18 protein-coding genes and 3 tRNA genes are annotated in these 22,598 nt (G+C 58.9%); 18 read left to right on the top strand and 3 right to left on the bottom strand.

The annotated features are described in order from the left end of the window. The first annotated feature begins 122 nt into the window (after positions 1 to 122). The 3 genes from F3I21_RS18260 (at position 123) to F3I21_RS18250 (ending at position 640) form a co-directional block, all read left to right on the top strand. A tRNA-Gly gene (locus F3I21_RS18260) sits at positions 123 to 198 on the top strand. 91 nt (positions 199 to 289) lie between these two features. Beyond that, a tRNA-Gly gene (locus F3I21_RS18255) sits at positions 290 to 365 on the top strand. 199 nt (positions 366 to 564) lie between these two features. Beyond that, positions 565 to 640: transfer RNA gene (locus F3I21_RS18250), tRNA-Gly, on the top strand. A gap of 431 nt (positions 641 to 1,071) precedes the next feature. Here the strand turns inward: F3I21_RS18250 and queG are convergent. Continuing rightward, positions 1,072 to 2,211, bottom strand: a complete 1,140-nt coding sequence (gene queG, locus F3I21_RS18245) for a tRNA epoxyqueuosine(34) reductase QueG (RefSeq protein ID WP_150059488.1) — start codon at positions 2,209 to 2,211, stop codon at positions 1,072 to 1,074. Here queG and nnr point away from each other — a divergent pair. From nnr to F3I21_RS18170, 15 genes are all read left to right on the top strand, one after another. After that, positions 2,210 to 3,727 (top strand): bifunctional ADP-dependent NAD(P)H-hydrate dehydratase/NAD(P)H-hydrate epimerase, encoded by a 1,518-nt coding sequence (gene nnr, locus F3I21_RS18240; RefSeq protein WP_072217103.1) that lies wholly within the window; start codon positions 2,210 to 2,212, stop codon positions 3,725 to 3,727. The genes queG and nnr overlap by 2 nt on opposite strands. Positions 3,728 to 3,730: 3 nt before the next feature. Next, a complete protein-coding gene (gene tsaE / locus F3I21_RS18235) occupies positions 3,731 to 4,207 on the top strand; it encodes a tRNA (adenosine(37)-N6)-threonylcarbamoyltransferase complex ATPase subunit type 1 TsaE (RefSeq protein ID WP_059012451.1) in 477 nt (158 codons plus the stop codon). Beyond that, positions 4,207 to 5,862: an N-acetylmuramoyl-L-alanine amidase AmiB gene (gene amiB, locus F3I21_RS18230; protein ID WP_370515602.1), complete on the top strand. Its 1,656-nt coding sequence runs from the start codon at positions 4,207 to 4,209 to the stop codon at positions 5,860 to 5,862. The genes tsaE and amiB overlap by 1 nt, the downstream gene beginning before the upstream one ends. A gap of 42 nt (positions 5,863 to 5,904) precedes the next feature. Beyond that, on the top strand, positions 5,905 to 7,764 hold the full coding sequence (gene mutL, locus F3I21_RS18225) for a DNA mismatch repair endonuclease MutL (RefSeq protein WP_104093866.1): 1,860 nt from the start codon (positions 5,905 to 5,907) through the stop codon (positions 7,762 to 7,764). Further along, positions 7,757 to 8,698 carry a tRNA (adenosine(37)-N6)-dimethylallyltransferase MiaA gene (gene miaA, locus F3I21_RS18220; protein WP_031280158.1) on the top strand — a complete coding sequence of 314 codons (942 nt, stop codon included), beginning with the start codon at positions 7,757 to 7,759 and terminating at the stop codon, positions 8,696 to 8,698. Before mutL ends, miaA begins: the two co-directional genes overlap by 8 nt. Positions 8,699 to 8,808: 110 nt before the next feature. Beyond that, complete coding sequence (gene hfq / locus F3I21_RS18215; protein WP_010618006.1) at positions 8,809 to 9,123, top strand: RNA chaperone Hfq; 315 nt, start codon at positions 8,809 to 8,811, stop codon at positions 9,121 to 9,123. Positions 9,124 to 9,203: 80 nt separating this feature from the next. Next, positions 9,204 to 10,484 carry a ribosome rescue GTPase HflX gene (hflX, locus tag F3I21_RS18210; protein ID WP_150059486.1) on the top strand — a complete coding sequence of 427 codons (1,281 nt, stop codon included), beginning with the start codon at positions 9,204 to 9,206 and terminating at the stop codon, positions 10,482 to 10,484. Positions 10,485 to 10,563: 79 nt separating this feature from the next. Next, positions 10,564 to 11,799, top strand: coding sequence for an FtsH protease activity modulator HflK (gene hflK, locus F3I21_RS18205; protein WP_021509762.1), 1,236 nt, complete (start codon positions 10,564 to 10,566; stop codon positions 11,797 to 11,799). A gap of 3 nt (positions 11,800 to 11,802) precedes the next feature. Next, positions 11,803 to 12,807 carry a protease modulator HflC gene (gene hflC / locus F3I21_RS18200; protein WP_021509761.1) on the top strand — a complete coding sequence of 335 codons (1,005 nt, stop codon included), beginning with the start codon at positions 11,803 to 11,805 and terminating at the stop codon, positions 12,805 to 12,807. Positions 12,808 to 12,864: 57 nt separating this feature from the next. After that, positions 12,865 to 13,065 carry a DUF2065 family protein gene (locus tag F3I21_RS18195; protein WP_031280157.1) on the top strand — a complete coding sequence of 67 codons (201 nt, stop codon included), beginning with the start codon at positions 12,865 to 12,867 and terminating at the stop codon, positions 13,063 to 13,065. Between the two features lie 175 nt (positions 13,066 to 13,240). Further along, positions 13,241 to 14,539: an adenylosuccinate synthase gene (locus F3I21_RS18190; RefSeq protein WP_104188201.1), complete on the top strand. Its 1,299-nt coding sequence runs from the start codon at positions 13,241 to 13,243 to the stop codon at positions 14,537 to 14,539. Positions 14,540 to 14,734: 195 nt separating this feature from the next. Next, entirely contained in the window at positions 14,735 to 15,178 is a 444-nt protein-coding gene (gene nsrR, locus F3I21_RS18185; protein ID WP_021509758.1) for a nitric oxide-sensing transcriptional repressor NsrR, read from the top strand. A 16-nt stretch (positions 15,179 to 15,194) separates the two neighbouring features. After that, on the top strand, positions 15,195 to 17,633 hold the full coding sequence (gene rnr / locus F3I21_RS18180; protein ID WP_058771339.1) for a ribonuclease R: 2,439 nt from the start codon (positions 15,195 to 15,197) through the stop codon (positions 17,631 to 17,633). Between the two features lie 137 nt (positions 17,634 to 17,770). Then, on the top strand, positions 17,771 to 18,505 hold the full coding sequence (gene rlmB / locus F3I21_RS18175; RefSeq protein ID WP_150059485.1) for a 23S rRNA (guanosine(2251)-2'-O)-methyltransferase RlmB: 735 nt from the start codon (positions 17,771 to 17,773) through the stop codon (positions 18,503 to 18,505). 95 nt (positions 18,506 to 18,600) lie between these two features. Beyond that, the gene (locus F3I21_RS18170) at positions 18,601 to 20,229 is read left to right on the top strand and encodes an isovaleryl-CoA dehydrogenase (protein WP_021509755.1); all 1,629 of its coding nucleotides are present in this window, start codon (positions 18,601 to 18,603) and stop codon (positions 20,227 to 20,229) included. Here the strand turns inward: F3I21_RS18170 and bsmA are convergent. Continuing rightward, the gene (gene bsmA / locus F3I21_RS18165; RefSeq protein ID WP_021509754.1) at positions 20,203 to 20,529 is read right to left on the bottom strand and encodes a biofilm peroxide resistance protein BsmA; all 327 of its coding nucleotides are present in this window, start codon (positions 20,527 to 20,529) and stop codon (positions 20,203 to 20,205) included. The two genes, F3I21_RS18170 and bsmA, sit on opposite strands and share 27 nt — an antisense overlap. Before the next feature lie 55 nt (positions 20,530 to 20,584). Next, complete coding sequence (locus F3I21_RS18160; RefSeq protein ID WP_150059484.1) at positions 20,585 to 22,516, bottom strand: methyl-accepting chemotaxis protein; 1,932 nt, start codon at positions 22,514 to 22,516, stop codon at positions 20,585 to 20,587. Positions 22,517 to 22,598 lie beyond the last annotated feature (82 nt).

Here is a 22,598-nt window from a genome sequence, read left to right as displayed (position 1 = left end):
GCACCCCGTACCGGTGAAGAATTTACAACAGGTACGGAGCAGTAAAAGTAACAAATGTTCTGAATCAGGTAGTTCAGTTGCGCTAAGGCGGTCAACGCCGCAGCAGATTGAAAGACAATGATGCGGGAATAGCTCAGTTGGTAGAGCACGACCTTGCCAAGGTCGGGGTCGCGAGTTCGAGTCTCGTTTCCCGCTCCAGAACGTGCAGTAAAAAGTAATGCACCAGAATCAAGGATTTCAACTGCGTCCAGGCCGTTAACGCCGCAGCGTAATGAAAGACGAAGATTATGCGGGAATAGCTCAGTTGGTAGAGCACGACCTTGCCAAGGTCGGGGTCGCGAGTTCGAGTCTCGTTTCCCGCTCCAGTCTCTGTTGCAGTACGCCATCCAAATCACGGATTTAGTCTTTTTGCGGTTGTTGTGACTTAAGAATGCCGGTACATAATCGAGTATTTGAGTTTGCAACAAGGCGGCAACTGAGCGAATCCCTGGGAGCTTACACGAGTAAGTGACCTGGGTGAGCGAAGGCAGCCAACGCCGTGGCAGACTAAAATACGAAGATTATGCGGGAATAGCTCAGTTGGTAGAGCACGACCTTGCCAAGGTCGGGGTCGCGAGTTCGAGTCTCGTTTCCCGCTCCAGATTTTCATATTCACTAAAGTTATTTGCCCCCGGGCGCAATCAGACATACAACTGCTGCAGTCGTTTTACCTGTGCGGTTCCGCTTGTTATCTGGAAATTTTGCACGCTGCGTGAGTGCCGAAGATGTCTGCGTCTGTTGCAGTAATCTTACAGGTTATCCACAATGCGCCCGCAACGTGCTGACGGCGTTTTACCCTATCTGCAAAACCGTTTTGAACAGAGTTATCCACAAGCTCTGGACAAGCCCCTGCGCGCAAAACCCGACGTAAATGTTTACAGTAATTATCTAACTCTATGTTTTTTATTAGGTAAATGATATTTCAGACTGTGAATGCCCCTTTTAGACGAAATAACGATCCACGTCACTATTCGGGGAAATAATTTTATTCACAGCATGTGGAAAAGCATAATATCCTGCGCGATTGCTCAATCATGCATCACGCGGTAACCCTTTCTCGACGGCGCGCACCAGCCGCTGCTGCTGTGCCGATTGCACCTCTACCGCCTGCGCCGCGCGCTTTTGCCGCTGCTGCGCTATCGCCCAGTCAATGTGCTCATCCAGCAGCGGATGTTGACCGCGCCGCTGTTCTAATGCCGTGAGATTCTCGGGTGCCCAGGGCGCATTACCCAGCGCCACCGCTACGTTACGCAGCCAGCGCAGATGGCCGATGCGGCGAATGGCAGAGCCTTCCGTGACGCGCAGAAAACGGGCTTCATCCCAGCCGAACAGTTCGACCAGCTGCGGCGCGTGCAGCACCGCGCGCGGCGAAAAATCCTCCTCATCGGTCAGCTGACCATAGCGGTTCCACGGACAGATCAGCTGGCAGTCGTCACAGCCGTAAATGCGGTTGCCGATCAGCGGACGCAGCGCTTCGGGAATGGCGCCTTCCAGTTCAATGGTGAGATAGGAGATGCAGCGGCGCGCATCGACGACATAAGGTTCGACGATGGCGCCGGTCGGGCAGATGGTCATGCAGGCGACGCAGCGGCCGCACTGCTCTTGCTGCGGCTCATCCACCGGCAGCGGTAGATCAATCAGCAGTTCGCCGAGGAAAAACCACGAGCCGGCTTCGCGATTCAGCACCAGCGAATGTTTGCCGGTCCAGCCGAGTCCGGCTTTGACGGCAATCGGCCGCTCCAGAATCGGTGCGGAGTCGACAAACGGACGAAAATTGAGTTCGCCGCAGTGGGCATGGATTTTTTCTCCGAGCTTTTTCAGTCGATTGCGCAATACTTTGTGGTAATCGCGGCCCAGCGCGTAGCGGCTGACATAACCCAGCTGTGGGTTTTTTAACGTGCTGGCAAACGCGGCTTTGGCCGGAAGATAGTTCATGCGTACGCTGATCACGCGCAGCGTGCCGGGCAGCAGTTCATGCGGACGGGCGCGCATCATGCCGTGATGCGCCATCCAGTCCATCTCGCCGTGATACTGTTTCTCCAGCCACTGCTGCAGTTTCGGCTCTTCGGCGCTCAGGTCGGTATCGCAAATCCCCACCTGCTGAAAGCCGAGTTCGCGCCCCCACTGTTTAATCTGTTGAGCGAGCTGTTGAAGATCGAGAGGGTATGACATGAGAGACCAGGCAATTGAAGCAAACGCACGCAGTTTACCACACTCTGTCTGGCCTGCGCAGGCCATGCCGCAACTGGAGTGCGACGCCGCCGATAGCCTGGGACTGACGCTGTATGAACTGATGCAGCGTGCCGGGCAGGCCAGTTATGAACGGATTCGCCAGCAGTGGCCGCAGGCGCAGCACTGGCTGATTTTATGCGGCCACGGTAATAACGGCGGCGATGGCTACGTGGTGGCGCGGCTGGCGCAGGCCGCCGGGCTGAGCGTGACGCTGCTGGCCTGTGACAGCGAACGTCCGCTGCCGGAAGAAGCACAGCAGGCGCGCGACGGCTGGCTGGCGGCGGGCGGCGTGATTCATGCCGCCGACGCTGCCTGGCCGGAACACATCGACGTAATTGTTGATGCGCTGCTGGGCACCGGGCTGAATCGCGCGCCTGCCGCGCCTTATCAGTCGCTGATCGAACAGATCAATGCGCACGCCGCGCCGGTGTTTGCCGTCGATATCCCTTCCGGGCTGGTGGCGGCGACCGGCACCACGCCAGGGGCGGCGGTCGTGGCGGACTGTACGTTAAGTATGATTGCGCTGAAGCCCGGTCAGCTCACCGGCAAAGCGCGTGACCACGTCGGCGTGCTGCATTGCGCGACGCTTGGTCTGGACGCGTTTCTGGCTGGCGAGCCGGCGCCGATTCATCGCTACGCTGCAGCGGATTTACCGCGCTGGCTGAAGCCGCGTAAAGCCACCTCGCACAAAGGCGATCACGGCCGTTTGCTGGTGGTTGGTGGCGACAGCGGCACGGCCGGCGCGATCCGCATGACCGGCGAAGCGGCGCTGCGCAGCGGTGCCGGGCTTGTGCGGGTGTTAACGCATGAAGATAATATTGGTCCGATTCTCAGCGCACGACCGGAGCTGATGGTGGATGCCCTGAGCGACGCGCGGCTGGACGACGCGCTGGCGTGGGCGGATGTCATCGCCATCGGCCCCGGTCTTGGCCAGCGTGAATGGGCTCAGAAGGCACTGAAAAAGGTGGCACTGAGTGAAAAGCCGATGCTTTGGGATGCTGATGCGCTTAACCTGCTGGCAATCAATGCAGATAACCGTCAGAATCGCATCATTACGCCGCATCCCGGCGAGGCAGCACGCCTGCTCGGGGTGAAAACCGCAGAGATTGAGAGTGACCGCTTACACGCCGCGCAGACCCTGGCAAACCGCTACGGCGGCGTGGTGGTGCTGAAAGGTGCTGGTACGGTAATTGCCAGCGCGACGGGCGACATGGCGATTGCGGATGTCGGCAATGCAGGCATGGCGTCCGGCGGTATGGGCGATGTGCTGAGCGGTATTATCGCCGCCCTGCTGGGCCAGCAGGCCACCCTGTTTGACGCCGCCTGTGCGGGCTGTGTCGCGCACGGTGCCGCGGCGGATGCGGTAGCGCGACAGCGCGGGACGCGCGGCATGTTAGCCACTGATTTGTTCGCACTGCTGTGGCAGTTTGTTAATCCAGAGATGATCCAACAATAAAGCATGAAGACCTGTGTTATTCCTTTGCCCGATGAGGCGGCAACCCTGAATCTGGGTGCGCAACTGGCCCGCGTTTGCAGCAGCGCGGTGGTGATCTATCTGTATGGCGATCTGGGTGCCGGTAAAACCACCTTCAGCCGCGGCTTTTTGCAGGCGCTTGGCCATCAGGGCAACGTCAAAAGTCCAACCTATACGCTGGTTGAGCCCTATCAGCTGGGCGACCGCAGTCTGTACCATTTCGATCTCTATCGCCTCGCCGACCCGGAAGAGCTGGAGTTTATGGGCATCCGTGACTACTTCAGCGGCGACGCGCTGTGCCTGGTTGAGTGGCCGCAGCAGGGCGCGGGTGTGCTGCCAGAGCCGGATCTGGCACTGACGCTAAGCTACGTTGCCAGCGCGCGCGCAGCGGAAATCAGCGCGCATTCGCCGCTGGGCGATACGCTGCTGCAGCAGTTTCAGCAGGGCAGGGAACCGGCATGATGTCACGCGTTACCGGGATGATGCTCGCCCTGCTGTGTCTGTTCTCCTCGTCGGCGCTGGCCGCGACACTATCGGATATCAAAGTCGATAACGGCGACAGCCAGGCGACGGTGACCCTGAGCTTCAACGGCCAGCCGGTGTATGGCTTCTTTCCGCTGCACAACCCGAACCGGGTGGTGCTGGATATTCGCCAGAGCGGCAATATTCAGGGGCTGCCGCTCAACTTTAGCGGCGAAAACATCGTTAAACGGATTCGTAATAGCCAGCCGAAGGATAAGCAAAGCATCCGGCTGGTGTTTGAGCTGACCCAGGCGGCGAAAACGCGCGCCAGTACGCAGCGCGACGGCAATCAGTACCGCGTGGTCTTCACCATCAGCGGCACCCAGCCGGCCAGACGCACCACCGCGGCGGCACCGGTGACGCGTGCGCGCCAGAGCGACAGCGCCACAACCAGCCAGGGCAATCCGTTCAACGCCAATCCGGTGACGGCGGTGACCAGCAGCAACACCACGGTACGTCCGGGCGGTGCTGTCAGCCGTAATGATGCGGTGATCGTGGCGATTGATGCCGGACACGGCGGTCAGGATCCTGGCGCGTCGGGCCAGCACGGCTTACATGAAAAGAATGTCACCATCGCCATCGCGCGGAAGCTCAAGGCGCTGATGGATCAGGACCCGATGTTTAAACCGGTGCTGACGCGTAACGGCGACTACTTTATTTCGGTGATGGGCCGTTCCGAGGTGGCGCGTAAAGAGAACGCTAACCTGCTGGTATCGATTCACGCCGACGCCGCACCGAATCACTCTGCTACCGGGGCTTCGGTTTGGGTGCTGTCCAACCGTCGCGCCAACAGCGAAATGGCTAATTGGCTGGAGCAGAAAGAGAAACAGTCTGAGCTGCTGGGCGGCGCGGGCGATCTGCTGGCGAACAGCCAGGCCGATCCCTACCTGAGCCAGGCGGTGCTGGATCTGCAGTTTGGCCATTCACAGCGCGTCGGCTATGACGTGGCGGTTAAAGTGCTGCAGCAGCTGCGCGGCGTAACGCCGTTGCACAAACGTCTGCCGGAACATGCCAGCCTCGGCGTGCTGCGTTCGCCGGACATCCCTTCTTTACTGGTTGAAACCGGCTTTATCAGTAACGCCGGGGAGGAGCGGCTGCTAGGCAGCAGCGCGTATCAGGAAAAGATTGCCCAGTCGATTTACAAAGGACTGCGTAACTATTTCCTCGCGCATCCGCTGCAATCGGTCCCAAAGGAGGAAAACCGGCCGCTGGATCGCGCACCAGCGGTTAGCGTCGCCAGCAACCCGGCGACCGGCACCGTGCAGTACACCGGTGCTACCCAGCGTCATACCGTGACGCGCGGCGAGACGCTGTCCGGCATCGCCGCGCGATACGGGGTCAGCATGGCGACGCTGCGCGAGCTGAATAACCTGAAGCGCGATGTGGTGTGGGTCGGCCAGCGGCTGAAAGTGCCGGCCGGTTCCGTCGTCAGCAGCGCGGCCAGCCGTCCGGCGCGGCACAAAGTGGTGCGCGGTGATTCGCTGACGGCGATTGCCGCGAAGTACGGCGTCAGCCCGAAAGCCATCATGCAGGCGAATAACATGAAGTCGAGCAACGTGATGCTGGGGCAAAATTTAAAGATTCCACAATCCTGATGAGGGGCTGCGCGCAGCCCATACCTGATAAGGATCACCACCATGCCAATACAGATTTTACCGCCTCAGCTGGCGAACCAGATTGCCGCTGGCGAAGTGGTTGAGCGCCCGGCCTCGGTCGTAAAAGAGCTGGTGGAAAACAGCCTTGATGCCGGAGCGACACGCATTGAGGTCGATATTGAGAAAGGCGGTGCAAAGCTGATCCGCATCCGCGACAACGGCTGCGGCATTGCCAGAGATGAACTGGCGATGGCGCTGGCCCGCCACGCCACCAGCAAAATTGCCTCGCTGGATGATCTGGAGGCGATTGTCAGCCTCGGCTTTCGCGGCGAAGCGCTGGCGAGTATCAGCTCGGTGTCGCGCCTGACGCTGACGTCGCGCACCGCCGATCAGCAGGAAGCCTGGCAGGCCTATGCCGAAGGGCGCGATATGGCGGTGACGGTCAAACCCGCCGCCCACCCGGTGGGAACCTCGCTGGAAGTGCTCGATCTGTTCTACAACACGCCTGCCCGCCGTAAATTCATGCGCACCGAAAAGACCGAGTTCACCCATATTGATGAGGTGATTCGCCGCATTGCGCTGGCGCGTTTCGACGTTGCCATTTCGCTGACGCACAACGGCAAGCTGGTGCGTCAGTATCGCGGCGTGACGCAGGAGGCGCAGCGCGAGCGGCGTCTTGGCGCCATCTGCGGGACACCTTTCATGCAGCACGCGCTGCGCATTGACTGGCAGCACGACGATCTGGCGCTGCGCGGCTGGGTGGCCGATCCGGCGGGGTCGCGTCAGGTTACCGACCTGCAATACTGCTACGTTAACGGTCGCATGATGCGCGACAAGCTGATTAATCACGCCATCCGCCAGGCCTATCAAACCCAGCTCGGTGAGGATCAGCAGCCAGCCTATGTGCTGTATCTGGAGATTGACCCGCACCAGGTGGATGTCAACGTGCATCCCGCCAAGCACGAGGTGCGTTTTCATCAGTCGCGGCTGGTACATGACTTTATCTGGCAGGGTGTGATGAGCGTGCTGCAGGCCAGTCGCAGCGCCGAATTGCCGCTGGCCCATGCCGAAGAGCCGCCGCCGCAGTGGCAGCCGGAAAACCGCCAGGCCGCCGGGACAAATCACTTTGCTCAGCCGGCAACCGGCGCGCGCAGCGGTGGCAGTGCGGCATCCGGCGGCACGGGCGGCCAGTGGCAGCCGAAAGAGCCGGGCTATCGCGCGCGTGAAGGGGCGGTTTATCAGCAGCTGATAAAAACACCGGCGGCGGAGACGCCACGCGTACCGGCCGCTGAACCCGCGCCCGCGCCACGCCCGGCACCCGCGCGTGAAGCGCCGCTGGCCGCCCATATGCAAAGTTTTGGCCGGGTGCTCAGCGTGGTGCGCGAGCGCTATGCGCTGCTGGAGCGCGGGGAGACCTTGCAGCTGCTGTCATTAAGCGTAGCGGCGCGCTGGCTCAAACAGGCCCAGCTGCAACCCGGCGATGAGGGGCTCAAACCGCAGCCGCTGCTGATCCCGGTACGGCTGAAAATCGCTCACGAAGAGTTAAGCGTGATTGCTGCCCAGGCGGCGCTGTTAAGCCAGATGGGCATTGATTTACAACGGGAAGGACAGCATGTGACGCTGCGCGCTGTCCCTTTACCGTTACGAACACAAAATTTACAAATCTTGATTCCAGACCTGTTAGGCTATCTCGCCCGGCAGCAAGAGGTTTCTGCTTCCGCACTGGCCCAGTGGCTGGCGCGACGCGACGATGCGGCAGAACCTCACTGGAATCACTCGCAGGCGATCACGCTGCTGGCAGAGCTCGAACGGCTCTGCCCGCATCTGCTGAAATCGCCGCCTTCAGGTCTGTTACAGACCCTTGAGATTGAGAGCGCGCTAAACGCGTTGAAGCATGAGTGAACTGAACCAGGCTAGCCGGCCAAAGGCAATTTTTTTGATGGGACCGACCGCCTCCGGTAAGACGGCATTAGCCATTGCGCTGCGTCAGCAACTTCCGGTGGAACTTATTAGCGTTGACTCTGCCTTAATCTATCGCGGGATGGATATTGGCACGGCGAAACCGTCGGCACAGGAGTTGGCGCAGGCACCCCATCGCTTGCTGGACATTCGCGACCCGGCGGAGAGCTATTCCGCTGCTGAGTTTCGTCGCGATGCGCTGGCAGAAATGGCGGAGATTACCCAAAAAGGTAAGATTCCGCTGCTTGTTGGTGGAACCATGCTTTACTTCAAAGCGTTGCTGGAAGGATTGTCGCCGCTGCCCTCGGCCGATCCGGAAGTGCGTCAGCGAATAGAGCAAATGGCGGCGGAAAAAGGCTGGGAAGCCCTGCACCGCCAGCTGTGTGAAATCGATCCGGTCGCCGGTAGTCGTATTCATCCGAATGATCCGCAGAGACTTTCGCGAGCACTGGAAGTTTTTTTTATTTCGGGTAAAACTTTAACGGAACTGACAAAAACGGCCGGTGAAGCGTTACCCTACGATGTGTACCAGTTTGCTATCGCTCCGGCGAGCCGTGAACTGTTACACCAGCGCATCGCGTTGCGTTACGACCAGATGTTAGCGTCAGGTTTTGAAGCGGAGGCTCGGGCACTGTTTGCACGAGGTGATTTGCATACGGACATGCCTTCCATTCGCTGTGTTGGTTACCGTCAGATGTGGTCTTATCTGTCTGGCGAAATCGATTACGACGAAATGGTTTATCGGGGAATTTGCGCCACCCGGCAGCTCGCTAAACGCCAGATGACCTGGTTACGTGGCTGGCCCGACGTCCACTGGTTAGACAGTGACGCGCCAGAATTAGCGCGTAATGCGGTGCTTCAGGTTGTTAGTGCGTAGCAGGGATGATTGTGTACAATTGGTCCGTTATCGTGCGCAAATTTTTACGCAGTTTTTCTGAACCACGGTTCACAAAGTAACAAACAACAAGCATATAAGGAAAAGATAGAATGGCTAAGGGGCAATCATTACAAGACCCGTTTTTGAACGCATTGCGTCGTGAACGTGTACCGGTTTCGATCTATTTGGTGAATGGTATTAAGCTGCAGGGACAAATTGAATCCTTTGATCAGTTCGTCATTCTGTTGAAAAACACGGTAAGCCAGATGGTGTATAAGCACGCCATCTCTACAGTGGTTCCTTCTCGTCCGGTTTCGCACCACAGCAACAACGCGGGCGGCAGCGGTGGCAGTAACTACCACCATGGCGGAAGCAACCAGGGCGCTCAGTCGCAGCCACAACAAGACGGCGATAACGCAGAGTAATTCTGCACGGCCGTAAAGCCAGGGCTGGGGAGCGAGTGCGTTTTCCCGTCCTGGTTATTTTATTTTAGCGAGGTTATAGCTTGTTTGACCGTTATGATGCCGGTGAGCAGGCCGTACTGGTACACATCTGGTTCTCCCAAGACAAAGAGCTGGAAGATTTGCAGGAGTTTGAAACTCTTGTCTCTTCTGCGGGCGTCGATGCGCTGCAAGTGATTACCGGCAGCCGTAAAGCGCCACATCCCAAATATTTTGTCGGTGAAGGAAAGGCAGTTGAAATTGCCGATGCGGTGAAAGCGAGTGGAGCATCGGTCGTTTTATTCGATCATGCCTTATCCCCTGCTCAGGAACGTAATCTTGAGCGGCTTTGCGAATGTCGCGTAATCGATCGCACCGGCTTAATTCTCGATATTTTTGCCCAGCGCGCCCGCACCCATGAAGGGAAATTGCAGGTCGAGCTGGCACAGTTACGCCATCTTGCCACCCGTCTGGTGCGCGGATGGACTCACCTTGAGCGGCAGAAAGGCGGTATCGGGCTGCGTGGACCGGGTGAAACCCAGCTGGAAACCGACCGTCGCTTACTGCGCGGCCGCATCAGCCAGATTCTGTCCCGCCTTGAACGCGTGGAAAAACAGCGTGAGCAGGGACGTCAGGCGCGTGCGAAAGCCGATGTGCCGACCATCTCCCTGGTGGGCTACACCAACGCCGGCAAATCCACCCTGTTCAACGCCATCACTTCAGCCAACGTGTATGCTGCCGACCAGCTGTTCGCCACGCTGGACCCGACGCTGCGCCGCCTGAATGTGGCCGATGTCGGCGAAGTGGTGCTGGCGGATACGGTAGGCTTTATCCGTCACCTGCCGCATGACTTAGTGGCGGCGTTTAAAGCCACCCTGCAGGAAACCCGTCAGGCGTCGCTGCTGCTGCACGTGATTGACGCCGCGGATTTGCGCGTCAATGACAACATCGACGCCGTAAACGAAGTGCTGGCAGAGATTGAAGCCGATGAGATTCCGGTGCTGCTGGTGATGAACAAGATCGATATGCTGGATGGCTTTGAGCCGCGTATCGATCGCGACGAAGAGAACCGGCCGACGCGCGTGTGGCTGTCGGCGCAGAGCGGTGCCGGTTTGCCGCTGCTGTGGCAGGCGCTGTCCGAGCGCTTAGCCGGTGAAGTGGCGCAGTATGATTTACGTCTGCCGCCGGAAGCGGGCCGCCTGCGCAGCCGCTTCTATCAGCTGCAGGCGATTGAAAAAGAGTGGAATGAAGAAGATGGCTGCGTAGGTTTGCAGGTGCGAATGCCGATTGTTGACTGGCGCCGCTTGTGCAAGCAGGAACCGCAGCTCGCCAGTTATATTGTTTGACCGTTGCCCAACTCATTTACCCCAAGACGTGCCCGGCACGTGGCAGGGTAAACTTATATACAATAAATGGAGTAGAGACATGGCGTGGAATCAGCCCGGAAATAACGGACAGGACCGCGACCCGTGGGGAAGCAGCAATAACCAAGGCGGCAACTCTGGGGGAAATAAAGGAGGTCGCGATCAGGGACCTCCTGATCTGGATGATATCTTCCGTAAGCTGAGTAAAAAACTCGGCGGACTGGGCGGTGGCAAACAGAGCGATAACGGCCAGCGCAGCGGCGGCAGCGGTGGCAAACTGGTTGGCATTGTCGCCGTGGCGGCAGTGGTCATCTGGGCAGCCAGTGGTTTCTACACCATTAAAGAAGCGGAACGCGGGGTCGTGACGCGTTTCGGCAAATTCAGCCATCTGGTTGAGCCTGGCCTCAACTGGAAACCGACCTTTATCGATCAGGTGCGGGCCGTCAACGTCGAAGCGGTGCGTGAGCTGGCGGCGTCGGGCGTGATGCTGACTTCGGACGAGAACGTGGTGCGCGTGGAGATGAACGTGCAGTACCGCGTGACCGATCCGGAGCGCTACCTGTATGCGGTCACCAGTGCCGATGACAGCCTGCGTCAGGCCACTGACAGCGCGCTGCGCGGCGTGATTGGCCGCTCGACCATGGACCGTATCCTCACCGAGGGCCGTACCGTCGTGCGTAGCGATACCCAGCGTGAAATCGACGAAACCATTCGTCCTTACAACATGGGTATTACGCTGCTTGACGTCAACTTCCAGGCGGCGCGTCCACCGGAAGAGGTCAAAGCCGCGTTTGACGATGCGATTGCCGCCCGCGAAAACCGCGAGCAGTACGTGCGTGAAGCTGAAGCGTACGCCAACGAAGTGCAGCCGCGTGCCAACGGTCAGGCACAGCGTATCCTGGAAGAGGCGCGCGCCTACAAAGAGCGTACCGTGCTGGAAGCGCAGGGTGAAGTGGCGCGGTTCGCGCGTCTGCTGCCGGAGTACAAAGCCGCACCGCAGATCACCAAAGAACGTCTTTACATTGAAAGCATGGAGCGCGTGCTCAGCCATACCCGCAAAGTGCTGGTTAACGACCGTGGCAATAGCCTGATGGTGCTGCCGCTGGATCAGCTGATGCGCGGCGGCCAGGCAGGCGGCCAGAGCGGTCAGAACAATGCCAATCTGATGAAGTTACCGTCGTCACCGGGCAGCAATGCCGGCCGCGGCGACACTTCATCCTACAGTCCGGACAGCATCATGGATCAGCGTCGCGCCAATGCGCTGCGTAACGATACCCAGCGCGAAGGGAGGGAGTAATCGATGCGTAAGCCAATCATCGCCGTAATTATTGTTGTTCTGGTGGTGCTGTACGCCTCACTGTTCGTGGTGCAGGAAGGCCAGCGCGGTATCGTGCTGCGCTTTGGTAAAGTGCTGCGTGACGATGAGAACAAGCCGCAGGTGTACGCACCGGGTCTGCACTTCAAGATTCCGTTTATTGAAACCGTGAAGTCGCTGGATGCGCGCATCCAGACCATGGATAACCAGGCCGATCGTTTCGTCACCAAAGAGAAGAAAGACCTGATTGTTGACTCTTACATCAAGTGGCGCATCAGCGATTTCAGCCGTTACTACCTCGCGACCGGCGGTGGCGATGTGTCTCAGGCGGAAGTGCTGCTGAAACGTAAGTTCAGCGACCGTCTGCGTTCAGAAATGGGCCGTCTTGATGTGAAAGACATCGTCACCGACTCGCGTGGCCGTCTGACCACCGACGTGCGCGATGCGCTGAACACCGGCAGTGCCGGCAATGACGACGAAGTGCAGACGCCAGCCGCTGACGATGCGATTGCCAGCGCGGCTGCCCGCGTTGAGCGTGAGACCAACAGCAATGAGCCGGCGCCAAACCCGAACAGTATGGCGGCGCTGGGTATTCAGGTGGTCGACGTGCGCATCAAGCAGATCAACCTGCCGACCGAAGTGTCGGACGCGATCTACAACCGTATGCGCGCCGAGCGTGAAGCAGTAGCACGTAGCCAGCGTTCACAGGGTCAGGAAGAGGCGGAAAAACTGCGCGCCCAGGCCGATTATCAGGTAACCCGTACCCTGGCAGAAGCGCAGCGTCAGGCGCTGATCAGCCGTGGTGAAGGGGATGGTGAAGCGGCCAAGCTGTTCGCCGACGCCTTCAGCCAGGATCCTGATTTCTACGCCTTTATCCGCAGCCTGCGTGCCTATGAGAACAGCTTCGCGGACAATCAGGACGTGATGGTGCTGAGCCCGGATAGCGATTTCTTCCGCTATATGAAGGCGCCAACTAACGTCTCGCGTTAATAACTGTTATAACCTTGAGGCCGACACTGATGTCGGCCTTTTTTTTGGGAAAACAGAATGAACACAACCGTCTGGATGGCGCTGGCTTTGGTGCTGGTGCTGGAGGGATTAGGACCGATGCTGCTGCCGCGCCTGTGGCGTCGCATGATTCTGGCGATGACGCAGTTACCGGACCGTATACTGCACCGTTTTGGCGGCGGGCTGGTGGTGGCGGGCGTGGTGATTTACGCCATGCTGAGCACGCACGCGAATGGCTGAGCAAAAATCTGCGCGCTGCCGCACGGCTAAATTGTGTCTGCTGCAAAGCATTGCCCCCAACATGTTGTAGTGATCAAAACTCAGGCAAAAAACAGCGCAATCGTATGCTAAAAGTGCTGAAAGAGTGAAAATCCGATGGTAGAATCCATTTTTAAGCAATCGGTGATTTTAGAAAATGGGTAAGAACGTCGTCGTACTGGGCACCCAATGGGGTGATGAAGGTAAAGGTAAGATCGTAGACCTTCTGACTGAACGCGCGAAATATGTTGTGCGTTACCAGGGTGGCCACAATGCAGGCCATACACTTGTCATCAACGGTGAGAAAACCGTCCTCCACTTAATTCCCTCTGGCATCCTGCGTGAAAACGTCACCAGCATCATTGGTAATGGTGTTGTGCTGTCACCTGAAGCCCTGATGAAAGAGATGAACGGTCTGGAAGCGCGCGGTGTGCCGGTACGTGAACGTCTGCTGATCTCTGAAGCTTGTCCGCTGATTCTGCAATACCATGTGGCGATGGACCTGGCGCGTGAAAAAGCGCGCGGTGCCAAAGCTATCGGTACCACCGGTCGTGGTATCGGCCCAGCCTACGAAGATAAAGTTGCCCGTCGCGGTCTGCGCGTCAGCGACCTGTTCAACAAAGAAACCTTCGCCGTGAAGCTGAAAGAGATCGTTGATTTCTACAACTTCCAGCTGGTGAACTACTACAAAGAAGATGCTGTAGACTACGATAAAGTGCTGAGCGATGTACTGGCGGTGGCCGACATCCTGACCGGCATGGTCGTTGACGTGTCTGAACTGCTGGACGGCGCGCGTAAGCGTGGCGACCTGATCATGTTCGAAGGCGCACAGGGTACGCTGCTGGATATCGACCACGGTACCTATCCGTACGTGACTTCGTCCAACACCACTGCTGGTGGCGTGGCGACCGGTTCAGGTATCGGTCCACGTTACGTGGATTACGTGCTGGGCATCGTCAAAGCTTACTCGACCCGCGTCGGTGCCGGTCCATTCCCGACCGAACTGTTTGATGAAACCGGCGAATTCCTGTGTAAGAAAGGTAACGAGTTCGGTGCCACCACCGGCCGTCGTCGTCGTACCGGCTGGCTGGATGCGGTAGCTGTGCGCCGCGCGGTGCAGATCAACTCCCTGTCCGGCTTCTGCATGACCAAACTGGACGTGCTGGATGGCCTGAAAGAGGTGAAAATCTGCGTCGGTTACCGTATGCCGGATGGCCGCGAAATGACCACCACGCCGCTGGCGGCAGAAGGCTGGGAAGGCATCGAGCCGATTTATGAAACTCTGCCGGGCTGGAGTGAAAACACCTTTGGTGTTAAAACACTGGAAGGCCTGCCGCAGGCAGCACGTGATTACATCAAACGTGTTGAAGAAGTGACTGGCGTGCCGATTGATATTATTTCAACCGGTCCCGACCGTAGTGAGACCATGATTCTGCGCGATCCGTTCGACGCTTAATCACGTTTTGCAGGCCGGACACTGTCCGGCCTTCGTTTATCTGCTCTTTGACTCCGCTCACTTCATTTTTTCCTGCTGGTTTCGGGAGTTGCAGGAAAAAAGCGCTCCGGGTTTTCCACACTGGTTTATCATCAATGTTAATCGAAGCGCTCACGGGCGTTATAACAACAATATCGATGATTCACTGAGGTACATGTGCAGCTAACAAGTTTTACCGATTTCGGTCTGCGCGCCCTGATTTACATGGCGACATTGCCGCAAGGTCAGCAGACCAACATTACCGAAGTCACCGATACCTACGGGGTATCGCGTAACCATATGGTTAAAATCATCAATCAACTGAGCCGGGCCGGCTTTGTTGCCGCGACACGCGGTAAAAACGGCGGAATTCGTTTAGGCATGGACCCGGAAAAAATCGTCATTGGCGATGTCGTGAGAAAAATGGAGCCTTTGCAGCTGGTAAACTGTAAAGAGTGTGCGATAAATCCCGCCTGTCGCCTGCGTAGCGCGCTGAATAATGCGGTCCAGCTGTTCCTGCAGGAACTGGATAAATATACGCTCGCCGACCTGGTGCAAAACAACGATTCGCTTTACCACATCTTATTGTCCGAACCGCCGGTGGCAATTCCACATAAATGACATCGGAGGAACCGTAATGTCAAAAGATCCCTTTCAGGATAGAGAAGCTGAAAAGTACGAAAATCCTATTCCCAGTCGGGAATTTATCCTCGCGCTATTAGAAAAGCGTGAAAAGCCGGCGAGTCGCGAAGAGATCGCCGAAGAGTTAAACATCACCAGCGAAGATCAGCTTGAAGCGCTGCGTCGCCGCCTCCGCGCCATGGAGCGTGACGGCCAGCTGGTGTTCACCCGTCGCCAGTGCTACGCCCTGCCGGAGCGTCTGGATTTACTGCGCGGCAAAGTGATTGGCCATCGCGATGGCTACGGCTTCCTGCGCGTTGATGGTCAGAAAGATGACTTCTACCTCTCGGCGGAGCAGATGAAGTTCTGCCTGCACGGTGATGTCATCCTCGCCCAGCCGGGCGGCTCCGACCGCAAAGGGCGGCGTGAAGCGCGCGTGGTACGCGTGCTGGAACCGCGCAACAGCCAGATTGTTGGCCGCTACTTCACCGATGCCGGCACCGGCTTCGTGGTACCGGACGACAGCCGTCTGAGTTTTGACATTCTGATCCCGGCGGAAGAGACGCTGAATGCGCGCATGGGATCGGTGGTTGTGGTGGAGATCGTGCAGCGCGCGACGCGCCGCAGCAAAGCTATCGGCAAAATTACAGAAATTCTCGGCGACAACATGGGCACCGGTCTGGCCGTAGATATGGCGCTGCGCACCCATGAAATTCCCCACTCATGGCCGGAAGAAGTTGAGAAAGAGATTTCCAGACTGAAAGAGCAGGTACCGGAATCGGCGAAAAAAGGCCGCGTCGACCTGCGTGAACTGCCGCTGGTAACCATCGACGGTGAAGACGCGCGTGACTTCGATGACGCCGTTTACTGTGAGAAAAAACGCGGCGGCGGCTGGCGCCTGTGGGTGGCGATTGCCGACGTCAGCTATTACGTGCGTCCTGGCACCGCGCTGGATAACGAAGCGCAGCAGCGCGGCACCTCGGTCTACTTCCCATCGCAGGTGATACCGATGCTGCCGGAGATCCTCTCGAACGGCCTGTGCTCTCTCAATCCGCAGGTGGATCGCCTGTGCATGGTGTGCGAGATGACCATCTCGGCCAGCGGTAAACTCACTGGCTTCAAACATTACGAAGCGGTGATGAACTCACATGCGCGTCTGACCTACAACAAAGTGTGGAGCATTCTGCAGGGCAACCCGGAGCTGCGTGAACAGTATGCGGCGCAGGTGAAGCACCTCGAAGAGCTGCACCGTATGTATGAGGTGCTGGAAACCGCCCGCGAACAGCGCGGTGGCATCTCGTTTGAAACCGACGAAGCCAAATTCATCTTCAACGCTGAGCGTCGCATTGAGCGCGTGGAGCGCACCGTACGTAACGATGCGCACAAGCTGATCGAAGAGTGCATGATTCTGGCGAACATCGCCTCCGCGCGTTTCGTTGAGAAACATCAGGAGCCGGCGCTGTTCCGCGATCACGATCGCCCGAGCGAAGACAGCATCACCAGCTTCCGTACCGTGCTGGGCGAGCTGGGCCTCAGCCTGCCGGGTGGGTCGAAACCGCAGCCGATCGATTATGCCGATCTGCTGACGCAGATTGCCGACCGTCCGGATGCTGAAATGCTGCAAACCATGCTGCTGCGTTCGATGAAGCAGGCGGTGTACGATCCGGAAAACCGCGGTCACTTTGGCCTGGCGCTGGCGTCGTATGCGCACTTTACCTCGCCAATCCGTCGCTATCCGGATCTGCTGCTGCACCGTGCCATCAAGTACCTGCTGGCTAAAGAGCAGGGCACGGTAAAAGGCAACACCACGCCAACCGGTGGTTATCACTACGATATGCAGCAGATGCTGCAGCTGGGTCAGCACTGTTCGATGACCGAACGCCGTGCCGACGAAGCGACGCGCGATGTGGCCGACTGGCTGAAGTGTGACTTTATGCAGGATCAGGTGGGTAACGTATTCAACGGCGTGATCTCCAGCGTGACCGGCTTTGGCTTCTTTGTTCGCCTCAACGATCTGTTCATTGATGGTCTGGTGCACGTCTCCACGCTGGACAATGATTACTACCGCTTCGATCCGGTGGGCCAGCGTCTGATTGGCGAATCCGGCGGTCGCACTTACCGTCTGGGTGATGCGGTGGAAGTGCGCGTTGACGCGGTGCACATGGATGAGCGCAAGATCGATTTCGCGCTGATCTCCAGCAAACGCGTACCGCGCGGTGAAGGGAAAACCGCGCGCGAGCGTGAGAAGCGTGGCGGCAAGCCACCGGCGAAGCGGCGTCGCGACGCGGGTCGCAAGGGCAACTTTGAGCCGGACGCCGCTTTCCGCGGTGAGAAGCAGCCGCCTGCGGCGAATAAAAGCGAGAAAAAAAGCAAAAAAGTCTCCGAAAAAACCCGTAAAATCGCCGCCGCAACCAAGGCGAAGCGCGCAGTGAAGAAGAAGGCCAGCGAAGCCTGATGACCTCTTCACCCGCCAGCGGCCAGGTGCGTCAGCGCTGACGCACCTTGCTCAACCTGTTTCGCAGGCTGCGCCCCAACGCGCAGCCTGATTAATGTTCTGTATTCAACGATATACATCCAACCTTGAGCAAAGTAATGAGTGAAATAATTTTTGGCATTCACGCCGTGCAGGCGCTGCTGGAGCGTGATCCCCAGCGTTTTCAGGAAGTCTTTATCCTTAAAGGCCGCGATGACCGCCGCCTGCAGCCGCTGATCGCCGCACTGGAAGCTCAGGGAATAGTGATTCAGCTGGCCAACCGCCAGTGGCTCGACGGCCAGGTCGAAGGCGGCGTGCACCAGGGTATCGTGGCGCGCGTTAAGCCGGGTAAAAACTATCAGGAAGGCGATCTGCCGGATCTGCTGGCTTCACTGGATCAGCCGTTCCTGCTGATTCTGGATGGCGTCACCGATCCGCATAACCTGGGTGCCTGCCTGCGCAGCGCCGATGCGGCCGGTGTGCATGCGGTGATCGTGCCGAAAGACCGTTCGGCACCGCTCAACGCCACGGCGAAAAAAGTCGCCAGCGGGGCGGCGGAAAACGTGCCGCTGATTCGCGTCACCAATCTGGCGCGCACCATGCGTCTGCTGCAGGAGTACAACGTCTGGATCGTCGGCACGGCCGGTGAAGCAGACCACACGGTGTATCAGAGCAAAATGACCGGCGCGATGGCGCTGGTGATGGGTGCGGAAGGAGAAGGCATGCGCCGCCTGACGCGCGAACACTGCGATGAGCTGATCAGCATCCCGATGGCCGGCAGCGTCTCTTCCCTCAACGTTTCGGTGGCCACCGGCGTTTGTCTGTTCGAAGCGGTGCGTCAGCGCCAGGCGTGATCGCCGCCGCAAAACCTCAGCTGTACCAGGCATAACTGCACATCCTCTCCATACTTATAGCCACATCAGTACGGGCAACTGGAGAGGAGAGTGCCATGGCCTGGACCACTCACAGCGTATTCAATCAACCATCTCCGCTCAGCAACAGCAATCTCTTCACCGGCGACAGCGCGCTGTGCGAGGCGGTGGTGCGTGAAGGGGCCGGCTGGGACCGCGAATGGCTGGCGTCCGTTGGCCTGCAGCTCGGCAGCGCGGAGTCACTGGAATTAGGTCGCCTGGCCAATGCACAGCCGCCGGAGCTGCTGCGTTACGACGCGCGCGGTGAGCGGCTCGACGAGGTGCGCTTTCATCCTGCCTGGCATCTGCTGATGCAGGGCGTGTGCGCCAGCCGGTTACATAACCTGAGCTGGCAGCCTGACGTGCAGGGCAGCGCCATGGTGGCACGCGCGGCGCGTTTCATTCTGCATGCGCAGGTGGAAGCCGGTTCGCTCTGCCCGGTAACCATGACTCACGCCGCGATCCCGCTGCTGCAAACCCATCTGCCCGCTCCCTACGCCGACTGGCACGATCGGCTGCTGAGCGATCGGTATGATGCGCATCATCTGCCCGGCAGCCAGAAGCGCGGCCTGCTGATTGGCATGGGCATGACGGAGAAGCAGGGCGGCACCGATGTGCTGAGCAACACCACACGCGCCGAACCGCCTGGCACGCGTGCGCCGGGCGAACCCTGGCGCATCACCGGCCACAAGTGGTTTTTCTCGGTGCCGCAAAGCGACGCGCACCTGATTCTGGCGCAGACCGCCGCGGGGCTGAGCTGCTTCTTTCTGCCGCGCCTGCTGCCGGACGGCACGCGCAACGCCATTCGTCTTGAACGTCTGAAAGACAAGCTGGGCAACCGCGCCAATGCCAGTGCCGAAGTGGAGTTTCAGGATGCCTTCGGCTGGTTGATGGGTGAGGAGGGCGATGGCGTGCGGCTGATCCTGAAAATGGGCGGTATGACGCGCTTTGACTGCGCGCTCGGCAGCCATGGCCAGATGCGACGCGCGCTGGCGATTGCGCTGCATCACGCCGGTCAGCGCCAGGTGATGGGCAAAAACCTTAGCGATCAGCCGCTGATGCGCGCGGTGCTGGCGCAGCAGGCACTGCAGCTGGAGGGACAAACCGCACTGCTGCTGCGTCTGGCGCGCGCCTGGTCAACGCCGGCCAGCGCGCATGAACGGCTGTATGCACGCCTGTTCACTCCGGCGGCCAAATTCGTTATCTGCAAAGCCGGTATGCCGTTTGTGGCTGAAGCCATGGAGGTGCTGGGCGGCATTGGCTACTGCGAAGAGAGTGAACTGCCGCGCCTGTATCGCGAGATGCCGGTGAACAGCATCTGGGAGGGCTCGGGTAACGTGATGTGCCTGGATGTGCTGCGTGTACTGGGACGACATGCAGAAGTGCTTAGCATGCTGCAGGATGAGTTTGATGCGGTGAAGGGCAGCAATCGCCACTTCGATCGCTGCTGGCGTCAGCTGCGGCTGCAGCTCGGCAACCTGCGCGAAGAGCAGGGACGGCAGGTCAGCGACATGCTGATTCGGCTGGCGAGTGCCGCGGTGCTGCTGAAAGCGGCAGAACCGCCGCTGGCGGACAGCTGGTGTGCGCGTTATCTCTCATCGCGCCCGGCACAGGCGCTGAGTGATGATCTGAGCGCACGCTTACTGCAGCGTGCTACTGCCGCCTGAGGGCGCGCCGTACAGAATGGCGGTGGCATACCAGAAGCCAGGCATGGTGGTCTCATCGACCATCAGGATCTGATAGTAAACCGCACCGCTCTGATTGGCGCGTGCAGCGATCGCACGCTGCACATCATCCGGCGAGCCGCGTGAATGGGCGCTGACGGTGCCAAGCTTCGGCAGGCCATAGCTTTGCGCGCGGGTGATCTCCTGCGCCTGAGTGGTGGGCGCTGGCGGGGGTTGTGGCGTGGTGTGCAGTGCGGCACAGCCGCTCAGCAGCAGGCCCAGCAGCAGAATAAGCGTACGCATGGTGGCTCCGGAAAACAGGCAGATGACTCAAGTGTAAGCCATCTGCCCCGGCTCATCAGTCGTTGAGGCGGAAAATACTCACCAGCTGTGTCAGATGATGGCCTTTCTGACTCAGGTGCTGCGCCGTGTGTTCGGACTGGTTAATCATATCGCTGCTCTGATGGGTCGCATGGCTGATGTGGTTCATCGCCAGATTGACCTGACCAATGCCCGCGGCCTGCTCCTGGGCGGCGATATTGATTTCCCCCATCAGGGTTTTCACCTGTTCGATATGGCTGACAATATGGCTCATGGCGTCACGCGTTTGTTCCGAGAGCGCATGGCCAGCGGCCACTTTGTCGATCGAACTGGCAATCAGCCCGTCAATCTCCTTCGCCGCATTGGCGCTGCGCTGCGCCAGTGCACGCACTTCCGCAGCGACGACCGCGAAGCCTTTGCCGTGCTCACCGGCGCGCGCCGCCTCAACCGCAGCGTTGAGCGCCAGAATATTGGTCTGGAAGGCAATCGACTCGATCACGTGGGTAATGTCGGCGATGCTCTGTGAGGCAATGCGAATCTCCGCCATGGTCTCTACCGAGCGCGCCACGGTGCTGCCGCCCTGGCTGACGGTACTGGCGGCTTCACCGACCAGCGCCATCGCCTGACGCACGTTAGCGGCGGTTTGCGCCACGGTTGCGCCAAACTGCTCCATGCTGGCCGAGGTCTCTTCGACGCTGCTCGCCTGGCGGCCAATCTGCTCGCTGATGCTGGAACTGCTGGCCGCAATGGTGTCGGTGCCGTCGCTGATCTCACGCGCGGCGGCGCGTACCTGGCCTACCACTTTCTCCAGGCCGTCGCCAATGCCGTTAATCGCGCTCACCAGCTGGCCGATCTCGTCGCGGCGCGCTGAGTCGAGGTGCGCCTGCAGATTACCCGCCGCGTACTGCTCGGCCAGATGGATCACCTGCTGCAGCGGCCGGGTAATGGCGCGCCGGCTATACAGCACAAAGCCAATGGCAAAGGCGAGCACCAGCGCCAGGCCAATCAGCATGAACAGATTGCGGCTGTGGGTGATCGGTGCCAGCAGACTGGCGCGGCTGACTTCACCGGCGATAATCCAGTTCCAGCCCGGCAGTTGCTGCCATGCCAGCAGGCGGGTTTCGCCCTGATGCGCGATCTCCAGCAGGCCGTGCGGCTGCGTCAGGATCTGCTGCTGTACGCTGCGATCCCAGTCCGGCAGCTTGCCTTCGGACTGACGGGCAAACAGATACTGGCCCTGTGCGCTGCCCGGCGTGCCGTTCAGCACGAAGAAGCTGCCGCTGTCGCCGAGACGTCGCGCCAGCATTTTCTCCCGCATCAGCGCGTACTGTTTATCAATCTGCACGCCAACAAACAGAATGGCGATCACTGCGCCACTGTCGTCCTGCACCGGCTGGTATTGGGTGATATAGCGATGGCCGAACAGCGTCGCCAGGCCGCGATACACTTCGCCCTTATTCACGCTGCGCCACGCCGCGCTGCTGCGATCAAGCTGGGTGCCCACCGCGCGGCTGCCATCCTCTTTCTTCAGTGAGGTCGCGATGCGAATGTAATCCTCGCCGTCGCGCACAAAAATGGTGGAGACTGCACCGGTACGATCGAGAAAATCGTCCACGGCGATCTGATCGAGGTTGAGGGTTTTCAGCCCGGCACGCAGCGTCGGCGTGCTGAACGATCCCACCTGAATGCGTGAGCTGTCGTCACGGCTGAATCGCTTAGGTAAAAAGCTCTGAAACAGCCGGGTATAGTTCGCCACTTCTTCCGATAAGGTCGCGTTAAACATCGTGGCCATTTCATTAATGCCGAGCACCTGGTTTTGCATATCGTCGACAGCCAGCTGCTCCAGCTGGCGCGCGGCGTTATGGCTGAGCGTTAACGTCAGGGCAAACAGCACGATTGCCACACTGAAAGACGTCAATACAGACAGCTTAATTCCGAGACTCATGGCGCTGAGAGAGAGACGCTTCATAAAGTACCTTTAATAAATAACTGGAGGGGTACAGGATCAACGGCAAAATGCGGCAAATGTTTAGGGCAGAAATTAATCGAAA

The organism is Pantoea sp. B_9 (assembly GCF_008632015.1).
Classification (GTDB): Bacteria; Pseudomonadota; Gammaproteobacteria; order Enterobacterales; family Enterobacteriaceae; genus Pantoea; species Pantoea dispersa.
The sequence above is the reverse complement of the archived record's forward strand: the minus strand, read 5'-3'. Positions and strand labels throughout refer to the sequence as shown.